Here is an 18,067-nt window from a genome sequence, read left to right on the forward strand (position 1 = left end):
CAACCGATTTCGAGGAGAGAATTCGATGACAGATCAGCGCAGAGTGGCCGTGGTGACCGGGGCCGCCCGGGGCATCGGCGCGGCCACCGCGGCCCGGCTGGCCGCCGGCGGGGCGGCCGTCGCCATCGCCGACCTCGACGAGAACGCCTGCAAGACAATGGTGGACGAGATCGTCGCCGCCGGTGGGGTGGCCGTCCCGCTGGCCTGCGATGTCACCGACGAGGCGAGCGTCGACGCCGCCTTCGATCGCGTCGCCGCGGAACTGGGGTCGCTCGACATCCTGGTCAACAACGCCGGCGTGCTGCGCGACAATCTGCTGTTCAAGATGTCGGCCGACGATTGGGACACCGTGATGTCGGTCCACCTGCGCGGCGCGTTCCTGTGTTCCCGTGCGGCACAACGGCATATGGTCGCCCACCGGTACGGCAAGATCGTCAACACCTCCAGTGTCTCAGCGCTCGGCAACCGCGGGCAGGCCAACTACTCGGCCGCCAAGATGGGTATCCAGGGACTCACCCGCACCCTGGCGATCGAACTGGGCCCCTACGGCATCACCGTCAACGCGGTCGCCCCGGGCTTCATCGTCACCGAGATGACCGCCGCCACCGCGGCCCGCGTCGGCGTGTCGGTCGAGGAGTGGCAGGCGAAATCGGCCGAGATCACGCCGGTGCGCCGGGTCGGCCGCCCCGAGGACATCGCCAACACCGTGGCCTTCCTCGCCTCCGACGAGGCGTCCTTCATCACCGGCCAGACCATTTATGTCGACGGCGGCCGTCGGCTCTGAAATCCTTTCAGGAGAACACCATGCGCAGAACAGGCTTCACCGCCGACCACGACGCCTTCCGCGGCACCATCCGCAAATTCGTCGAGACCGAAGTGGCCCCGGTCTACGACACGTGGCTCGAGGCGGGCATCGTGCCTCGCGAGTTCTATTACAAGCTGGCCGAATTGGGCGTCTTCGGCATCGAGGTGCCCGAGGAATACGGCGGCGCCGGCATCGAGTCGTTCCGATTCCAGGCGATCCTCATGGAGGAAACGGCACGGGCGGGTGTGTCGTTCGGCGGCTCCAGCGTGCACGTCGGTCTGTGCCTGCCGTATCTGAAGAAGCTCGCCACCGAGGAGCAGAAACAGCGCTGGCTGCCCGGATTCGCCGCCGGGGAGATCATGTTCGCCATCGCCATGACCGAACCCGGCACCGGATCGGATCTGGCCGGAATGCGTACCACCGCCAAGCTTTCCGAGGACGGCGCGCACTATGTGCTCAACGGCGCCAAGACGTTCATCACCGGCGGTGTGAACGCTGACCGGGTCATCGTCTGCGCCCGCACCGCGCCACCCCGCGAGGACGACCGCCGCTTCGGCATCTCTCTGCTCGTGGTCGACACCACGTCGCCGGGCTACACGATCGGCCGCAAACTCGACAAGCTGGGCCTGCGGAGCTCCGATACCGCCGAGCTGAACTTCACCGACGTCCGGGTGCCGGTCGAGGACCTGCTGGGCGAGGAGAACAAGGGCTTCTCCTATCTCGGCCAGAATCTGCCCCAGGAGCGGCTGTCCATCGCCGCCGGCGCCTACGCTCAGGCCGCGGCCGCGGTGCGGTTCGCGCAGGAATACACCCAGCAGCGCAATGTCTTCGGCAAACCCGTCGCCTCGTTCCAGAACACCAAATTCGAGCTCGCCGCCTGCAAGGCCGAGGTCGACGCGGCCGAGGCTGTGGTGGATCGGGCCCTCGACGCCCTCGACGCCGGTGAACTCAGCGCCGCCGACGCCGCGTCGGCGAAACTGTTCTGCACCGAGGTCGCCGCCCGCGTCATCGACCGCTGCCTGCAGCTGCACGGCGGCTACGGATTCATCAACGAATATCCGATCGCCCGGCTGTATGCCGACAACCGGGTCAATCGCATCTACGGCGGGACGAACGAGGTCATGAAGATGATCATCGCCAAGGACATGGGTCTGTGAACGCGACGCTGTCGCTGGCGAGCATCCTCGCCGAACCGGCGCGGCGCCGGCCCGATCACGTCGCGCTCATCGAGGGCGACCGCCGGCTCACCTTCGCCGAATTGTGGCGTGCGGCAAGGCAACAGGCCGGCGCGCTGATCGTCCAGCGTTCCCCGCTGGATACCGCGGTGGTGTTCTACACCAGCGGGACCACCGGCCGGCCCAAAGGCGCGGAGCTGAGCCATCTCAATATGGTCATGTGCGCCACCGTGAACGCCTTCGACGCCAACGATGTGCACCGCGACGACATCGCCCTCGGTGCGCTGCCGCTGTTCCACGTGTTCGGGCAGACGGTCTCGATGAACTCGACCTGGCGGGTCGGCGCGACGCTCGTGCTGATGCCGAGATTCACCGCGCCCGAGGCGATTCGGCTGATGGTGACCGAGCGGGTGAACACCTTCCACGGCGTCCCGACGATGTATCACGGACTGATCGACGCGGCCGCCGATGCCGGCGAACTCCCCGCACTGCGGCTGTGCATCTCCGGTGGCGCGGCACTGCCGCTGCCGGTGCTGGAACGGTTCGAGGAGGTGTTCGACGCGCAGATCCTCGAGGGATACGGGCTGTCGGAGACCTCACCGACCGCCGCGGTGAATCAGCCGGTCTTCGGACCGCGCGCCGGCACCGTCGGACATCCGGTCTGGGGTGTGGACGTCGAGATCGCCGCGGTCGGTGATGCCGGGATCGTTCAGCGGGTACACCGGCAATCCGGAGGCGAGCGCGCGGGCCGTGGTCGACGGCTGGTTCCGCACCGGCGACCTCGGCGTGCGCGACGAGCAGGGCTATCTGCGGATCGTCGACCGGATCAAGGAGATGATCATCCGCGGCGGATTCAACGTCTATCCCACCGAGGTGGAGGAGGCGCTGCTGCGGCATCCGAAGATCGCGCAGGTGGCGGTGATCGGGGTGCCGGACGAGAACTATGGCGAGGAGATCGTCGCGGTCGTCGTGCCCGCCGGTGAGATCGGCGCCGAAGAGGTCATCGCCTACGGACGCGAGCATGTGGCACGGTACAAATATCCGCGGCGGGTGGAGTTCGTCTCCGAGCTACCGCTGGGGCCCACGCACAAGGTTCTCAAACGCGAACTGAAGCAACGTTTCATGTGACCCGGCGGCTTGCGCCCCGGCAGCAGGAAAGGGACGAGATATGACCGATTTCGCCGATCTGGACGCCCTCGCCGCGGCCGTGGGCACCGAACTCGGTGTCAGCGACTGGTTGCAGGTCGACCAGGACCGCATCAATACCTTCGCCGACGCCACCGGCGACCACCAGTGGATCCACGTCGACGCCGAGAAGGCCGCGCAGGGCCCCTACGGACACACCATCGCGCACGGATTCCTCACGCTGTCGCTGCTGGTGCCGCTGAGCAATCAGGCGACCACGGTGGGTGGCATCACGATGGCAATCAACTACGGGCTCAACAAGGTTCGCTTCATCACGCCGGTGCCGTCCGGCGGCCGCATCCGCGCCCGCGTCCACCTCGACTCGGTCTCCGAGATCCCCGGCGGCATCCAGGCGGTGCGGACGGTCACCATCGAACTGGAAGGCGCGGACAAGCCCGCGTGCGTCGCGGAAAGCATCGTGCGCTACCTGAAGTGAGCGTGGGCCGCGGCGGGGCGAAAATTCGTCCGCTCCCGCCGCGGCGTCAACGTCGTCTGCGAGGCAACGGTGTGAGGCCGCGCCGGATTGTCGCGTGCGGCTCTCACTCGCCGAGTTCGTTGCTCACCTTCACCCAGCGGTCCAGGAGTTGCGTGGCGGCGCCCGAATCGACCGACGCGGCCGCCCGCTCCAGGGCCGGGCGCAGCAGCTCGTGGATATCGGTGCGGGCGGTCTCGGGGGTCAGCTCGAAGGCGACGATCGCGGCGGCGGAATTGAGCAGGACCGCGTCGCGGACCGGCCCCGGGGCGCCGTTGAACATGTCGCGGGCGATCGCGGCGTTGACCGTCGCATCGCCGCCGCGCAGCGCCGCCGGATCCACGCGGGGGATGCCCAGGCGCGTCGGATCGATGAGAGTCTCGTACTGCTCACCCCCGGCGACGACCCACACATCGGTGGTGTCGGCCGTGGTGATCTCGTCGAGGCCGTCGTTACCGCGCACCACCAGCGCGTTGGCGCCGCGTTCGGCGAACGCCCCGGCGATCACCGGGACGAGATCGGCGAAGGCGCACCCGATCAGGCCCGCGCTCGGCTGCGCCGGATTGGTCAGCGGTCCCAGCACGTTGAACACCGTCGGAATGCCGATCTCCTTGCGCGCCGGACCGGCGAATCGCAGCGCCGGATGAAACAGCGGGGCGAAGCAGAAACCGATGCCCACCTCGCGCACACACTGGGCGACCGACTCCGGGCTCAACGTGATCCGCACGCCCAGCGCTTCGAGCACGTCCGCGCCGCCGCTCTTCGACGAGGCCGCCCGGTTACCGTGCTTCACCACCGGGACGCCCGCCGCGGACACCACGATCGAGGACATGGTGGAGATATTGACCGTGCCGGACCGGTCGCCGCCGGTGCCGACGATGTCGACCGCGCCCAGATCGAGCGAGACCCGCCGGGCATGGCTCAACATGCCGGTCGCGAGGCCCGACAGTTCGATCGCGGTGGGGCCTTTCATCTTGATGGCCACGCCGAAGGCCGCGATCTGCGCCTGGGTGGCGTTGTCGGAGAAGATCTCGTCGATCGCCCACGTCGCCTCCTCCGCGGTCAGATCGACCCCGTCGGTCAGGGCACCGAGAATCTCGGGCCAGCTGCGCGCGCTCATCACATCTCCCGTTCGCGATCGGACACCCGCAGGGTTGATCCGCGCGGGCGTGGCGGGCCGTCGGATCGTCGTCGGCCGCCCGGCTAGCAGCCTAATCGGCGGACGCAATTTCTTTGCTCCCGGCGTCTTCCCCACCAGCGGCGCTCGGCCCGGCGGGGACGGCCCGCCGCCGCGTGGCACCGGGCTAGGAAGAACCCGGCTCGAATCCGCTCGGCTGAAGCGCGTCCCAGCCCACCGCCGTGCCCTCGTGCCGTTGTGCCAATCCGGCCATCCGCGACCGTTCCTGCGAACAGTGCAGCGCGTCGAGAATCTGCACGCGCTGTAATACCAGTTCGATATGACCGCCGGCCGTATCGCCGGCCGTGGATGGCGCGGCGGTGGAGTAGCCGTCCTGGGCGGCGATGTCCACGACCTCGTCCCGGGCCGCGGCCGGGATGCGCAGATGATGACGCAGCAGGGCCTGCTCGTCGGCGCGCCAGGCGCTCGCGCGGTCGAGCGCGCTCGAGCAGCCTTCGGCATCGTCGAAACTGGACACAACGACCACCAGATCCGTTCGTGCCGGATCCAATTCCACCGCCGCGCCCCGGCCCGAGAGCCGCTGCCACACCGATCGAATTCCCATTCCACCCGCCTTCTTCCGTGCCCGGACGCAGCATCCCATAGCCGCGATATCCGCTGGTCACCATGGTGACATCGGTGCTCGACCTGCGGGTTCACCGGACACGCCGAACCGGCCCCCAGACCCGCACGCGCGCTGACGATTCCGAGCCCGACACCCCGAATTCGCACCCGGCTACGCCTGTCGTACTACGACGAGTCATACTTACCGGCGTGACGACCGCAGTAGGGACCCCAGGATCGGCCATTACTCAGCGTGTGCATTCGCTGAACCGGCCCAACATGGTCAGCGTCGGAACCATCATCTGGCTGTCGAGCGAGCTGATGTTCTTCGCCGGCCTCTTCGCCATGTACTTCGTCGCTCGTGCCCAGGCTCATGGCAACTGGCCGCCGGAACCGACCGAGCTGAACCTCAAGCTCGCCGTGCCGGTCACGGCCGTGCTGATCGCCTCCTCGTTCACCTGCCAGATGGGTGTGTTCTCGGCCGAGCGCGGCGATGTCTTCGGCCTGCGCCGCTGGTACCTGGTCACCTTCTTCATGGGCGCGTTCTTCGTGGCCGGTCAGGGCACCGAGTACCACGCGCTGTACCAAGAGGGCACCACCATCTCGAGCAGCATCTACGGCTCGGTGTTCTTCATCACCACCGGCTTCCACGGTCTGCACGTCATCGGCGGTCTCATCGCGTTCATCTTCCTGCTGATTCGCACCAAGGTCAGTAAGTTCACGCCGGCCCAGGCCACCGCGGCCATCGTCGTCTCCTACTACTGGCACTTCGTCGACATCGTCTGGATCGGGTTGTTCGCCACGATCTACTTCGTCCGCTAGCCGGGCGGCGGCCGTCACGCGCGGTCCGCGACAAATACACACTTTGCACAAGTCGGTTCCGTCTACTCCAAAGGGACACAGATGAGTTCATCTCCCCCGTCAGCGCCAGATCCCACGAGCGGGATCGGCAGCGCTGAGAACAACCAGGCCATCAAGACCCGCAAGCAGCGCCGGATGCGCCGCAAGCTCGCCGGCGGTCTGGTTCTTCTGATGGGCCTCGTCGGAGCCGGCTTCGCGGCGTCGGCGCTCACCCCGCACGCACAGGTCGCGACGGCCAACGAGGATCAGTCGGCGCTGATCCGCGAGGGTAAGCAGATCTACGAGACCTCCTGCATCACCTGTCACGGCGCCAACCTGCAGGGTGTGCAGGACCGCGGCCCCAGCCTGATCGGTGTCGGCGAGGCGGCGGTCTACTTCCAGGTGTCCACCGGTCGCATGCCCGCCGCGGGCAACGGCGCGCAGATCCAGCGCAAGCCCCCGAAGTTCGACGCCCGCCAGACCGACGCGCTGGGCGCGTACGTGGCGGCCAACGGCGGCGGACCGACCGTGGTCCGTGACCCGAACGGCGAGATCGCGCAGGATTCCCTGATCAAGGGGGCCGACCTGGGCCGCGGTGGCGAGTTGTTCCGCCTCAACTGCGCGTCCTGCCACAACTTCACCGGTAAGGGCGGTGCGCTGTCCTCCGGCAAGTTCGCGCCGCCGCTGGAGCCGGCCAACGCGCAGCAGATCTACACCGCGATGCTCACCGGCCCGCAGAACATGCCGAAATTCTCCGACCGGCAGCTGTCTCCGGAGGAGAAGCGTGACATCGTGGCCTATGTGAAGGACCGCACCGAGACCACGCCGGAGGCCGGATACGGCCTGGGCGGTTTCGGTCCCGCGACCGAGGCCATCGCCATCTGGGTCGCCGGCATCATCGTGCTGGTCGGCGCCGCGATGTGGATCGGATCGCGATCATGAGCGAACAGGAGCGAAACGAGATGAGCCGGCCTGAGGATGGCGGCGGTAAGGGCGTGAACCTGAACCCCACCGAGGAGCAGCTCGACGCTATGTCGACCGCCGAGCTGGTCGAACTCGGTACCGCGCGCGACGGCGTCGACGTCGTCTACCGCGCTCCGCGCTGGCCGGTTCCGGGCACACGCGCGGAGAAGCGGGCCGAGCGGCACGTGACGTTCTGGTTCGCCATCTCCGCCCTCGCGGCGGCCGGGCTGATCGGCGTCTACCTGTTCTGGCCGTGGGAGTACAAGGGTCGCAACGAGGACGGCAACGGCCTGTACTCGCTGGCCACGCCGCTCTACGGCCTGCTGCTGGGTATCGCGGTGCTGGCCATCGGCGTCGCCGCGGTCATTATCCGCAAGAAGTTCATCCCGAACGAGATCTCCATCCAGACCCGCCACGACGGTCCCTCCGACGAGGTCGACCGCCGCACCCTGGGCGCGCAGCTGTCGGACGCGCTGGAGACCTCGACGCTGGGTCGTCGCAAGATGATCACCCGTACCGCCGGACTGGGCGTGGGTGTGCTGGGTATCGGCGCACTGTTCCTGTTCGTCGGCGGCATGATCAAGAACCCGTGGGCCAAGGGCATGAAGTCCCCGCTGTGGGTGTCGGGCTGGACTCCGGACTACCCGGGCCAGACCATCTACCTGCGCAAGGACACCGGCCGGCCCGAGGACATCGTGCTGGTGCGGCCGGAGGACCTCGACGGCGGCGCCATGGAGACCGTGTTCCCCTGGAAAGAGGAATGGCGCGGCAACGAGGAGGAGACCCTCCAGTCGCTGCGTGGCATCCGCAACGCGGTCATGTTGATCCGCCTGCGCCCGGAGGACGGGCAGAAGGCGATCAAGCGCAGGGGCCAGGAGAGCTTCAACTTCGGTGACTACTGGGCGTACTCGAAGATCTGCACTCACCTGGGCTGCCCGACGTCGCTGTTCGAGCAGCAGACCAACCGGATCCTGTGCCCGTGCCATCAGTCGCAGTTCTCGGCGACCGAGTGGGGTAAGCCGATCTTCGGTCCCGCCGCCCGCGCGCTGCCGCAGCTGCCCATCACCGTCAACACCGACGGCTACCTGGTCGCCAACGGCGACTTCATCGAGCCGCTCGGTCCGGCCTTCTGGGAGCGTCGTTCATGAGTCCGAGCAAAGTGGTCGCACAGGCCAACGAGATGGACGAGCGGTATCGTGCCGCGGCGTTCGTGAAACGGTCGATCAACAAGGTCTTCCCGACCCACTGGTCGTTCCTGCTGGGTGAGATCGCGCTCTACGCCTTCATCATCCTGATCCTGTCGGGTATCTACCTGACGCTGTTCTTCGATCCGTCGATGAGCGAGGTCGTCTACCACGGCGCCTACCAGCCGCTGCGCGGCGTCACCATGTCGCGGGCGTACGAGACGGCGCTGAACATCTCCTTCGAGGTGCGCGGCGGCCTGTTCGTCCGCCAGGTGCACCACTGGGCGGCGCTGCTGTTCGCGTGCTCGATCATCATCCACCTGTTCCGCATCTTCTTCACCGGCGCGTTCCGCAAGCCGCGTGAGGCGAACTGGGTGATCGGCTCGCTGCTGCTGATCCTGGCGATGTTCGAGGGCTTCTTCGGTTACTCGCTGCCCGACGACCTGCTGTCGGGTACCGGTCTGCGGGCCGCCTTCGGTGGTATCACCATGGGTATTCCGCTGGTCGGCACCTGGATGCACTGGCTGATCTTCGGCGGTGACTTCCCGGGCACGATCATCATCCCGCGCCTCTACATCGCGCACGTGCTGCTGTTCCCGGGCATCATGCTGGCGCTGATCGCGGCGCACGTGGCGATCGTCTGGTACCAGAAGCACACCCAGTTCCCCGGACCGGGCCGCACCGAGAACAACGTGGTCGGCGCCCGCATCGTGCCGGTGTTCGCCGCCGACCAGGGTGCGTTCTTCATGTTCACCCTCGGCGTGGTCGCCGTCATGGGTGGTGTGCTGCAGATCAACCCGATCTGGAACCTGGGTCCCTACAACCCGTCACAGGTGTCAGCCGGTTCGCAGCCCGACTTCTACATGATGTGGACCGACGGTATGGCCCGTCTGATGCCGCCGTGGGAGCTGTATCTGGGCCGCTACACCGTTCCGGCTCCGTTCTGGGTCGCGTTGATCATGGGTCTGGTGTTCGCGGTGCTGATCGCCTACCCGTGGATCGAGAAGCGCCTCACCGGCGACACGGTGCACCACAACATCGTGCAGCGTCCGCGTGACGTGCCGGTGCGCACCGCGATCGGCGCCATGGCCATTGCCTTCTATCTGGTGCTGACCCTGGCCTGTGTCAACGACATCATCGCGCTGAAGTTCGATGTGTCGCTGAACGCGACCACCTGGTTCTTCCGTATCGCCCTGCTGGTCGCGCCGCCGCTCGCCTACTTCCTGGCGTACCGGTTGTGCCTGGGTCTGCAGCGCGCCGACCGCACGGTCCTCGAGCACGGCATCGAGACCGGTGTGATCAAGCGCCTGCCGCACGGTGAGTACATCGAGGTGCACCAGCCGCTGGGCCCGGTCGACTCGCACGGCCACCCGATTCCGCTGGAATACCAGGGCGCGCCGGTGCCGAAGAAGATGAACAAGCTGGGCTGGGCCGGCAAGCCGGGTTCGGGTTCGTTCCTGCGCGCCGATCCGCCCGCCGAGGCCGAGGCGCTCACCGCGAGCGAGCACGAGGCCGAGCACACGCAGCTGGAGGTCCTGGCCACCTACCAGGAGCAGACCAGCGGCAGCGGCGGCAAGCACAGCCACTGAGTTCGCTGTGACGAAGCCCCGAGTCGATCATTCGGCTCGGGGCTTCGTCGCATCTGCGGCCGGTGCGGGCCCGTCGCTCGTTCGGCCACCGGTTCGGCCCGCGCTGGGGGTATGTAGCGGGCGCGCAATTAGACTCGCGCTCATGATTACCGCGATCGTTCTGATCCACGCCGAGGCGGCCCGGATTCCCGAAACCGCGCAGGCACTGGCCGATCTCGACGGCGTCGCCGAGGTCTACTCCTGCGCGGGAGACGTCGACCTGATCGCGGTGGTGCGAGTGCGCGATCACGAACAGATCGCCGAGGTGGTGACCGGCCGGGTGAACAAGACCGCCGGAGTCCTGCGCACGACCACCCATATCGCCTTCAAGTCGTATTCGAGTGCGGATGTGGAGGCCGGATTCTCGCTGGGGGAGTGAGCGCCGGCGCACCGTGTTTCGCTCAGGCGCTGGTCCGGGAAAGGTAGTCGCCCGCCGCCGATTCCGTGCGCAGCGCGGTGTCGGCCCGCTCCACCCACTCCAGCCACGGGCCGGCGCCCAGACGCGGTTCCCGATAGCCCTCGCTGGTGCGGACGATGCGGGTGCCGGGTTGGTCGAGCCAGCGGGCGATCACGCCCGTCTCCTCGGGTGGGGCGCCGCGTAGCGGTGGGTGGTCGGGGTCGTGCAGATCGTCGGTCCCGGTGGGGATGCGCGGCTCCGGGCAAGCGCCCGATATGACTGTGGCGGGTCGGACCGTCTCGGCGGCGGCGACCAAACTGTCGACCACCGGCATCGGTGGAATACCGCGCGCGGCGGTTCCGGCGGCGGCGAGGCGGCCGTAGCGGATCACCGCGAATTCCCAGCCGCCGCTGCCGTCGGAGCGGGCCGCGATCAGCTCGGCGATCCGGGCGAGGGCGGCCAGGCGCTGCGTGCGCCGCAGCGCCCGGACCACGGCGCAGGTGCGATCGCGCAGCCGGGCGGCGGCCTCGAAATGCTCCGCGGCGACGTACTCGTCGATGCGGGCGGCGATGGCGCGCAAGGGCGCGTCGTCGCGGCCGGTGAACAGATCCCGCACCGCCCGCGGGGCGGCCGCGTACTGTGCGGCCGGCACCCGTTCGCCGAAGATCGCCGCCGGGCACCCGCCCACGGCCGCGGGCGGACAGTCGCCGCCGTGCACACCGCCGCGGGGGATGCGCGTGGTGCAGGTGCGCAGGCCGCTGTATTCCGCGAGGGTCGCGGCGATCTCGGTGGCATCGGTGCGGGAACCGAAGGGCCCCAAGGCATCCGCGGTCGGAGTCCGGCTGACGGCGAACCGGGGGAACGGCTCGTCCGTCATGGTCAGCCACCATGCGCGCTTGGGGAATTTCGAGCGCCGGTTGTAGGGCGGGGTGTGCGCCACCAGCAGTCGCAGCTCGCGCACTCCGGCTTCCAGGCCGTGCGCACAGCGGACGTGGTCGACGCGGGTGGCGAGCATGACCATTTCCCGCATCCGCGTGCGGGTTTCGGAGCCGGTGAAGTAATTGCGCACGCGCCGGCGCAGATTCACCGCCGTCCCGATATAAAGGACCTCCTCCGAGGGACCCCGGAACAGATACACCCCGGGTGCGGCGGGCAGATCGGCGGCGAGGACGCGTTTGGAGCGCTGGCGGCGCGTGACCTCCGGCAGATAGTCGATCAATTCGGGCAGCGTCTGGACGCCGAGATTGCCGACCCGCTCGAACAGTGCGTGCAGCACGTCCACGGTGGCGCGGGCATCGTCGAGGGCGCGATGTGTGGGCCGGGTGGAGGCGCCGAGCAGCTGAGCCAGCGCCGAGAGCCGCACCGTCGGCGCCTCGTCGCGGTCGAGGATGCGCCGCGCCAGCTGGACCGTGCACAGCACCGGGAAGGCCGGCCACGCGGTGTCGCAGCGCTGGGCGGCCGCCTTCAGGAAGGACATGTCGAAGCGGGCGTTGTGGGCGACGAGTACCGCGCCCGAAGCGAATTCGAGAAATCCGGGCAGCACCGCGTCGATCCGCGGCGCCGCCGACACCATCGCGGTGGTGATCCCGGTGACCTGCACGATCTGCGGGGGGATCGCGCAGCCGGGGTCGACCAGCGTCGCGAATTCGCCGAGGACTTCGCCGCCGCGGACCTTCACCGCGCCGATCTCGGTGATGGCGTCCCCCTCGGGCCGCGTTCCGGTGGTCTCGAGGTCCACCACGACGAAGGTGACGTCGCGTAGTGCGAGCTCGGGCTCATCACCGCCGTGACCGGGGAGTTCGAGGGCCAACTGGGCCGGTCGCGGAACGGGGGAGGGCACGGCGAGCAGCGTAGGCGCAGGGTCCGACAGGATCGGTCCGGATGCCCGCCGGCGGTCGAGCCGGCGCGAGGTTTGCGATGTGCGAGGTTCGGTTTGCACGAGTATGCCGAAAAGTGATCAGGGTCACGGTAATTCGGTTTCGCTATGAATGGTGGGAGTGCTGTCGATGTCTTCGCCGCCGTCGGCGAGGCTGGACTTGACTACTCGGCGTTCGCCGCAAACCTGCGGACTGTTCGGTTGGTTTCTGCCGGGCATGCTCTGGGCTACTTGCGGTTTCCCGTCCGAGGCGCGTCCCGGGCCCTGGGTCGGCGTGCTTGCCTGCGAGGGGGAGCGCACCTGGGTAAACGTCACTCGCGTCGGTCGGCGTTATCGTTTCGTGATTACTGTGAGCCATCTCGCATGTTGTCGAGCGGGAGCTCCTACCTGAACCCGGCTCGGATCGTCGGGGCTTTACAACGCACCGTTATGGCCTCGTAACCTTTTCGAGACCTCACGGAGTCCGACGCACCACCGGGTGCGGCGTCGTGGGGCAGATGAGGAGTACCGCATCATGGCGATCAAGCGACAGGTTCAGGGGCTGCCTCGTACCGCCCGCCGGGCCGTTGCGGCCGGAGCCGTTGGCGCAGCAACCCTCAGCGTTCTGCTGCTCCCGGCGACCACCGCCGCGGCCGCGCCGGTCACCGTACCGGGCGTCGGCACGGTCGATGTTCCCGATCAGGTCCTCGGCGCCGTCCCGCCGGGCATCCAGATCCCCGGCATCCAGATCCCGGGCATTCCCGCGCCGTTCGCGCCGCAGCAGACCGTCGGCCAGCGCGCGGCCGACGCCGCCCTCTCGAAGGTCGGCGCGCCCTACTCGTACGGCGCCGCCGGCCCGAACGCCTTCGACTGCTCGGGCCTGGTGAAGTGGTCCTACGAGCAGGCTGGTCGCGAGGTGCCGCGCACCAGCTACGAACAGCTCGAGGAAGGCGCCCCCGTCTCGCTCGACGCGCTGCAGCCCGGCGACGTGGTGTCCTTCTACGGTGGCAGCCACTCCGCGCTCTATGTCGGTGACGGCAACGTGGTGCACGCCTCGACCGCCGGTGAGCCGGTGAAGGTCGCACCGATCTCCTCGATGCCGGTGGCGGGCGCTCGCCGCTACTGATTCGCCCCGCCCGGATCGGCGCATTCCGCACAGTTCGGACCGCCGATCCGGGCATTCGGGGTATACGGCGTGATCGTTTCGTGCCCTGCTGGACATGGACGGTCGCCGTTCCGTAACCTTATCGAGACCTTCGTGGTTTCCAGCTCGGGACGAGAGAACGGGGCACGGCAGGCCGTGACAGCGCACAAGGGCAACGCGCAACGCAACAACAGAACCAGACGCCTGGTCGGCGGCTCACTGGCGGTGGGTGCGCTCGTGTTCGGAGCGTCCTCCGGTGGCCTGGCAACGGCCGATCCGGCGCCCGCGGAACAACCGGCCACGGCAGGTGACGCGGTGCAGCGGCTCATCGAGTTGTCGCATCAGTCCGAACAGCTCAATCAGCAGGCGCTGGCCGCGCAGGGCGATCTGGAAGCCAAACAGGGCGTGGCACGCGACGCCGACGCCAGGCTCACGACCGCGACCCAGGCCCTCGACGCCGCCAAGGCCGAGGTGCGCAAATATCAACCGGCCGTGGACCGGACCGCGATCGCCGCCTATCAGGGCGCCCGGACCAACCGGCTGTTCTCGGTGCTGGTGTCCGATTCCCCGCAGCAGTTGCTCGACCAGATGTCGACGCTGGACGTGCTGTCCACGCAGACCGCCGATCAACTGACGCAGTTCTCCAAGGCCACCGATTCGGCCACCGCCGCCGAAACCGCCGCCAAATCCGCCTCCGACGCCGCGCAGGCCGCCGCGCAGAAGGCCGATCAGGTGCGCGCGGACCTCGAGCACAAGCGCGCCGATCTGCAGGGTGCGATGGCCCAGGTCATTCAGGCCTGGGGTGCGCTCTCGGCCGGGGAGAAATCCAGTCTCGCCGGGTCGCTGTTCCCACCCGGCTTCGACCGCGACACCCTGCTGCGCGGCCTGGTCCCCGGTAGCGGAACCAGTGCGCTGGCCGCGGGATTGACCCGCGTCGGCGACCCGTACGTCTGGGGTGCGACCGGCCCCGACCAGTTCGACTGCTCCGGCCTGGTGCAGTGGGCCTTCCATCACGTGGGCATCGATCTGCCGCGCACCAGCCAGGCGCAGGCCACGGTCGGCACGCCGGTGTCGCGGGACTCGTTGCAGCCCGGCGACGTGGTGTTCTTCTATTCGGACGCCTCCCATGTCGGCATCTACGCCGGGAATGGCATGATCCTGCACGCCTCCACCTTCGGTGTGCCGGTGGCGGTGGCGCCGATGGGTAATACGCCTTTCCATTCCGCGCGCCGATACTGGATCGGAATGCCGTAAACACTGCGAGAATCTGGCGGCGAGTCATCACACCGACGTGAGGATCGTGTCGTATGAGCGGATTGTTGCGGGTCCGGACATGGCTGGCCCATCGTGGGCGCTTCGAGTTCGTCGCCACCCTCGCCGTGGTGGTGGCGCTGACCGCGGCCGGTGGCGCCTTGCTGCTGCTACCCAAGACGGGCCTGCACACCGTGCCCGCCGCCGCGGAGTCCGATACCGCGCCGGCGCACGCCGATCCCCAGCTGCCCGAGTTGCGCCGCGTCATGAGTTCGTACGGACCCGTTGTCGCGCAACAGGTTTCGGGCGACGACGGTAGGCTGTCGGTGGTGCTGGGACATCCGTATCAGCGCGGTGACGTCGACCAGCTCGCCCGCGAGGTCGGCCCGGCGGTCATGGCCGTCTCCGAGGTGTGGGGTACCGAGTGGGCCCACGAAGCCGTGGTGGCCGTCGCCTCGAGCAGTTCCGAATTCGCGGCGCTGACCCACGCCACAAGTCCGGTGTCCGGCGAGGTCGCCGCGGCCTCGGTGTCGGATCCGTTCGTGCCCGGCACCCAGCCCGCCGGTCAGCGGATCGTCTTCGCACCCGATGCCGGCCGCCGGCTCGGCCCGGACGGTCTGCGCGAAACCCTGCGTCACGAACTCACCCACATCGCCGCCCGCGCTCGGACCGTCGACGGCTCCCCGCAGTGGGTGCTGGAAGGGTTCGCCGAATACTGCGGCCACCGCGGGGACCAGCAGCGCTTCGCCCAGGTGGCACCGACAGTCACCACCCGCGCCCGCACCGGCGACCTGCCCGCGGATCTGCCCGGCGACCCCGCCTTCGCGCCGAGCCCGGGCACCGACGCCGCCCTCGCCTACGAACAGGCCTGGTCGGCCAACGCGTTCGTCGCGGACCGATTCGGAGAGACCGAACTCGTGGCGCTCTACCGCCGGCTCGCCACCGGCCCGCAGGACCAGGCCGCGCTGGACCGGGGACTGCGCGCCACCGTGGGTCTCGGCCACACCGAATTCGTCTCCGCCTGGCGCGACTGGATCAAGGCTCGCGTCGCGGCCTAGGACCCGGTCGCGGCGGCCACCCGTAGGGCCGGCCGCACGGGCGCACGCCGATGGAGCAGGACGCACAGGCCGCACCCCTAGCGCCGGTCGCGGCGGCCACGCGAAGAATCGGCCGGGCAGAGCCACGCCCATAGCGCCGGTCGTGGCGGCCGCACCCCTAGCGCCGGCCGCGCGGAGCCACGCCCATAGCGCCGGTCACCGCGGGCGCACCCATAGACTCGCCCCCATGGGCCGCACCCTGTTGATCACCAACGACTTTCCGCCCCGGCCGGGCGGCATCCAGTCGTACGTTCATTCGCTCGCGCTGCGGATGCCGCCGGAGGACCTCGTGGTCTACGCACCGCGCTGGCGCGGCGACTCCCATCAGCGATTCGATGCCCAGCAGCCGTTCGAGGTCGTGCGCCACCCGACCACGTTGATGCTGCCGACGCCGCTGGTGCTGCGCCGCGCCGCGACACTGCTGCGCGAGCACCGCTGCGACACCGTCTGGTTCGGTGCCGCCGCGCCGCTGGCACTGATGTCGCCGGCGCTGCGCCGTTTCGGTGCGCACCGGATCGTGGCCAGCACCCACGGTCACGAGGTTGGCTGGTCCATGCTGCCCGGCGCCCGGCAAGTGCTGCGCGTGATCGGCGACCACACCGATGTCGTCACCTACGTCAGCAAATACACTCGTCGGCGCTTCGCCGCGGCATTCGGCGCCCAGGCGGCCCTGGAATATCTGCCGCCGGGTGTGGACAGCACCGTCTTCCACCCCGATCCCGCCGCGCGCGCGGAACTACGCGCCCGGTACGGCCTGGGCGAGCGGCCGACGGTGTTGTGCCTGTCGCGGCTGGTCCCGCGTAAGGGCCAGGACATGCTGATTCTGGCGATGCGCGAGATCCGGCGCCGTATCGACGGCGCGGTGCTGGTCATCGCGGGCGGCGGTCCGTATGAGGACACGTTGCGCGGCCTGGTGCGCTCGCTGGACCTCGAGGCGGACGTGGTGTTCACCGGCCGCGTCCCCGCCGCCGAACTGGCCGCCCACCACACCCTCGCCGACGTCTTCGCGATGCCCTCGCGCACCCGCGGCGCCGGGCTGGACGTGGAAGGACTCGGCATCGTCTATCTGGAGGCGTCGGCGACAGGCGTGCCCGTGGTGGCCGGAAATTCCGGTGGCGCACCGGAAACCGTCCTCGAGGGCCGCACCGGGACGGTGGTCGACGGGCGCAGCGAAAGCGCGGTGGCCGCCGCCGTCGTGGACATTCTGTCCGACCCCGATGCCGCGGCGCGGATGGGCGCCGCGGGCCGCGAATGGGTCGCCGACCAGTGGCGCTGGGACGTTCTGGGCGGCCGGCTGCGAACTCTGCTCGACCCGAGCACACGAGCCGGCGTCCGGGGATCCGACGGTGCAGGCCGGTGAGCCGGCCCGAAGCTCGACGGCGGGTCGTGCGGGCTCGGCACTGCGTTACCGCCCCGGGGCTTCGACCCAGTAGGCTCGGCCTCATGAGCGAGCGCAGCAGCGAGCCCCAACCGTGAGCAGCATCCAGGTGGCCGACCAGACCTTCGTCGCCGCGTCCGGCGCCGCGGTCGCCGAGGTCCTGGCCGATCGGTCACGGTGGCACCGCTGGTGGCCCGACCTCACCCTCGAGGTGCGAGAAGACCGGGGTGACAAGGGAATTCGCTGGTCGGTCAGCGGGCCGCTGACCGGCACCATGGAGGTCTGGCTGGAGCCGTCGCTGGACGGGGTGATCCTGCACTACTTCATGCACGCCGAACCGCCGGGCGCGGCCGCGCTCTCGCCCCGAACCCTGATGGCCGCCAACCGTTCCCGGCGGGTAGCCGGCAAGAAGATGTCGTTCGAGGTGAAATCGCGGCTGGAGGCCGGCCGTCCGGCCGGTGTGGCGCCGTCACGCTAGGTCGAAAGGAAACGCTGTCAGTCATGGCCGACCGGACCCAGAGGTCGATCACCATCGATGCCCCCTCGGATCGGGTGATGGCCGTCATCGCCGATCTGCAGTCGTATCCGGAATGGGTGTCGGCGGCACGATCGGTGGACGTACTGGAGACCTTCCCCGACGGGCGCGCCCGCACGGCGAAATTCGTGCTGGACGCCGGCGTCGTCAAGGACACCTACGTGCTGTCCTACACCTGGCGCGCCGACGGCCGGGCGGTGAGCTGGAAACTGGTCAGCGGCGAACTGCAGAAGGCGCAGGACGGCACCTACGAGCTCATCGACCAGCCCGACGGAACCACCCAGGTGGTGTACGAGCTGACCGTGGACCTCACCATCCCGATGATCGGGATGTTCAAACGCAAGGCCGAGAAGGTGATCACCGATACGGCCCTCAAGGAACTCAAGAAACGGGTCGAAGGCTGACGCGGCCTCCGCA

Annotated in this window: 19 protein-coding genes; 16 read left to right on the forward strand and 3 right to left on the reverse strand. The window is 68.7% G+C overall.

Going from position 1 to position 18,067, the window contains the following annotated elements; genetic code table 11:
* Positions 1–25: 25 nt before the first annotated feature.
* The 5 genes from fabG to IRT45_RS09845 are packed head-to-tail and all read left to right on the forward strand — an operon-like array spanning position 26 to position 3,601.
* Positions 26–784, forward strand: coding sequence for a 3-oxoacyl-ACP reductase FabG (fabG, locus tag IRT45_RS09830; protein ID WP_194805577.1), 759 nt, complete (start codon positions 26–28; stop codon positions 782–784).
* 20 nt (positions 785–804) lie between these two features.
* On the forward strand, positions 805–1,962 hold the full coding sequence (locus IRT45_RS09835; protein WP_194805578.1) for an acyl-CoA dehydrogenase family protein: 1,158 nt from the start codon (positions 805–807) through the stop codon (positions 1,960–1,962).
* Complete coding sequence (locus IRT45_RS37985) at positions 1,959–2,963, forward strand: AMP-binding protein (RefSeq protein WP_375540078.1); 1,005 nt, start codon at positions 1,959–1,961, stop codon at positions 2,961–2,963. The genes IRT45_RS09835 and IRT45_RS37985 overlap by 4 nt, the downstream gene beginning before the upstream one ends.
* On the forward strand, positions 2,908–3,108 hold the full coding sequence (locus IRT45_RS37730) for a hypothetical protein (protein ID WP_309240886.1): 201 nt from the start codon (positions 2,908–2,910) through the stop codon (positions 3,106–3,108). The genes IRT45_RS37985 and IRT45_RS37730 overlap by 56 nt, the downstream gene beginning before the upstream one ends.
* A gap of 40 nt (positions 3,109–3,148) precedes the next feature.
* Positions 3,149–3,601: a MaoC family dehydratase gene (locus IRT45_RS09845; RefSeq protein WP_194805579.1), complete on the forward strand. Its 453-nt coding sequence runs from the start codon at positions 3,149–3,151 to the stop codon at positions 3,599–3,601.
* Between the two features lie 103 nt (positions 3,602–3,704).
* Here IRT45_RS09845 and trpD read toward each other — a convergent pair whose 3' ends face one another.
* Both trpD and IRT45_RS09855 read right to left on the reverse strand, forming a co-directional pair.
* Positions 3,705–4,757 carry an anthranilate phosphoribosyltransferase gene (gene trpD / locus IRT45_RS09850; RefSeq protein WP_194805580.1) on the reverse strand — a complete coding sequence of 351 codons (1,053 nt, stop codon included), beginning with the start codon at positions 4,755–4,757 and terminating at the stop codon, positions 3,705–3,707.
* A gap of 184 nt (positions 4,758–4,941) precedes the next feature.
* A complete protein-coding gene (locus IRT45_RS09855; protein ID WP_194805581.1) occupies positions 4,942–5,379 on the reverse strand; it encodes a hypothetical protein in 438 nt (145 codons plus the stop codon).
* A gap of 209 nt (positions 5,380–5,588) precedes the next feature.
* On the opposite strand from IRT45_RS09855, the gene IRT45_RS09860 reads away from it, so the two are divergent.
* From IRT45_RS09860 to IRT45_RS09880, 5 genes are all read left to right on the forward strand, one after another.
* Positions 5,589–6,200, forward strand: coding sequence for a heme-copper oxidase subunit III (locus tag IRT45_RS09860; RefSeq protein ID WP_062999114.1), 612 nt, complete (start codon positions 5,589–5,591; stop codon positions 6,198–6,200).
* Between the two features lie 81 nt (positions 6,201–6,281).
* Positions 6,282–7,160 carry a cytochrome c gene (locus IRT45_RS09865; RefSeq protein ID WP_083870697.1) on the forward strand — a complete coding sequence of 293 codons (879 nt, stop codon included), beginning with the start codon at positions 6,282–6,284 and terminating at the stop codon, positions 7,158–7,160.
* Positions 7,157–8,329 (forward strand): ubiquinol-cytochrome c reductase iron-sulfur subunit, encoded by a 1,173-nt coding sequence (locus IRT45_RS09870; RefSeq protein ID WP_084460734.1) that lies wholly within the window; start codon positions 7,157–7,159, stop codon positions 8,327–8,329. The genes IRT45_RS09865 and IRT45_RS09870 overlap by 4 nt, the downstream gene beginning before the upstream one ends.
* On the forward strand, positions 8,326–9,954 hold the full coding sequence (locus IRT45_RS09875) for a cytochrome bc complex cytochrome b subunit (protein ID WP_194805582.1): 1,629 nt from the start codon (positions 8,326–8,328) through the stop codon (positions 9,952–9,954). Before IRT45_RS09870 ends, IRT45_RS09875 begins: the two co-directional genes overlap by 4 nt.
* A gap of 142 nt (positions 9,955–10,096) precedes the next feature.
* Positions 10,097–10,372 (forward strand): Lrp/AsnC family transcriptional regulator, encoded by a 276-nt coding sequence (locus IRT45_RS09880; protein WP_036500227.1) that lies wholly within the window; start codon positions 10,097–10,099, stop codon positions 10,370–10,372.
* A 22-nt stretch (positions 10,373–10,394) separates the two neighbouring features.
* On the opposite strand, the gene IRT45_RS09885 is transcribed toward IRT45_RS09880, so the two are convergent.
* Entirely contained in the window at positions 10,395–12,230 is a 1,836-nt protein-coding gene (locus tag IRT45_RS09885; RefSeq protein WP_194805583.1) for a DEDD exonuclease domain-containing protein, read from the reverse strand.
* 550 nt (positions 12,231–12,780) lie between these two features.
* On the opposite strand from IRT45_RS09885, the gene IRT45_RS09890 reads away from it, so the two are divergent.
* From IRT45_RS09890 to IRT45_RS09915, 6 genes are all read left to right on the forward strand, one after another.
* Entirely contained in the window at positions 12,781–13,371 is a 591-nt protein-coding gene (locus tag IRT45_RS09890) for a C40 family peptidase (RefSeq protein WP_194805584.1), read from the forward strand.
* A gap of 174 nt (positions 13,372–13,545) precedes the next feature.
* Positions 13,546–14,643 carry an NlpC/P60 family protein gene (locus IRT45_RS09895; protein WP_084460732.1) on the forward strand — a complete coding sequence of 366 codons (1,098 nt, stop codon included), beginning with the start codon at positions 13,546–13,548 and terminating at the stop codon, positions 14,641–14,643.
* A 53-nt stretch (positions 14,644–14,696) separates the two neighbouring features.
* Complete coding sequence (locus tag IRT45_RS09900; RefSeq protein WP_194805585.1) at positions 14,697–15,698, forward strand: hypothetical protein; 1,002 nt, start codon at positions 14,697–14,699, stop codon at positions 15,696–15,698.
* Between the two features lie 226 nt (positions 15,699–15,924).
* Entirely contained in the window at positions 15,925–17,097 is a 1,173-nt protein-coding gene (locus IRT45_RS09905) for a glycosyltransferase family 4 protein (RefSeq protein WP_194805586.1), read from the forward strand.
* Between the two features lie 112 nt (positions 17,098–17,209).
* Positions 17,210–17,593: a hypothetical protein gene (locus tag IRT45_RS09910; protein WP_036500236.1), complete on the forward strand. Its 384-nt coding sequence runs from the start codon at positions 17,210–17,212 to the stop codon at positions 17,591–17,593.
* Positions 17,594–17,616: 23 nt separating this feature from the next.
* Positions 17,617–18,054 carry an SRPBCC family protein gene (locus IRT45_RS09915; RefSeq protein WP_036500238.1) on the forward strand — a complete coding sequence of 146 codons (438 nt, stop codon included), beginning with the start codon at positions 17,617–17,619 and terminating at the stop codon, positions 18,052–18,054.
* Positions 18,055–18,067: the final 13 nt, after the last annotated feature.

The organism is Nocardia sp. BSTN01, from assembly GCF_015354405.1.
In the GTDB taxonomy this organism is placed as follows: Bacteria; Actinomycetota; Actinomycetes; order Mycobacteriales; family Mycobacteriaceae; genus Nocardia.

Coding starts and splice junctions, on each gene's coding strand:
- fabG (WP_194805577.1), top strand. CDS start 26: ATGACAGATCAGCGCAGAGTGGCCGTGGTGACCGGGGCCGCCCGGGGC.
- IRT45_RS09835 (WP_194805578.1), top strand. CDS start 805: ATGCGCAGAACAGGCTTCACCGCCGACCACGACGCCTTCCGCGGCACC.
- IRT45_RS09845 (WP_194805579.1), top strand. CDS start 3,149: ATGACCGATTTCGCCGATCTGGACGCCCTCGCCGCGGCCGTGGGCACC.
- trpD (WP_194805580.1), bottom strand. CDS start 4,757: ATGAGCGCGCGCAGCTGGCCCGAGATTCTCGGTGCCCTGACCGACGGG.
- IRT45_RS09855 (WP_194805581.1), bottom strand. CDS start 5,379: ATGGGAATTCGATCGGTGTGGCAGCGGCTCTCGGGCCGGGGCGCGGCG.
- IRT45_RS09865 (WP_083870697.1), top strand. CDS start 6,282: ATGAGTTCATCTCCCCCGTCAGCGCCAGATCCCACGAGCGGGATCGGC.
- IRT45_RS09870 (WP_084460734.1), top strand. CDS start 7,157: ATGAGCGAACAGGAGCGAAACGAGATGAGCCGGCCTGAGGATGGCGGC.
- IRT45_RS09875 (WP_194805582.1), top strand. CDS start 8,326: ATGAGTCCGAGCAAAGTGGTCGCACAGGCCAACGAGATGGACGAGCGG.
- IRT45_RS09880 (WP_036500227.1), top strand. CDS start 10,097: ATGATTACCGCGATCGTTCTGATCCACGCCGAGGCGGCCCGGATTCCC.
- IRT45_RS09890 (WP_194805584.1), top strand. CDS start 12,781: ATGGCGATCAAGCGACAGGTTCAGGGGCTGCCTCGTACCGCCCGCCGG.
- IRT45_RS09900 (WP_194805585.1), top strand. CDS start 14,697: ATGAGCGGATTGTTGCGGGTCCGGACATGGCTGGCCCATCGTGGGCGC.
- IRT45_RS09905 (WP_194805586.1), top strand. CDS start 15,925: ATGGGCCGCACCCTGTTGATCACCAACGACTTTCCGCCCCGGCCGGGC.
- IRT45_RS09915 (WP_036500238.1), top strand. CDS start 17,617: ATGGCCGACCGGACCCAGAGGTCGATCACCATCGATGCCCCCTCGGAT.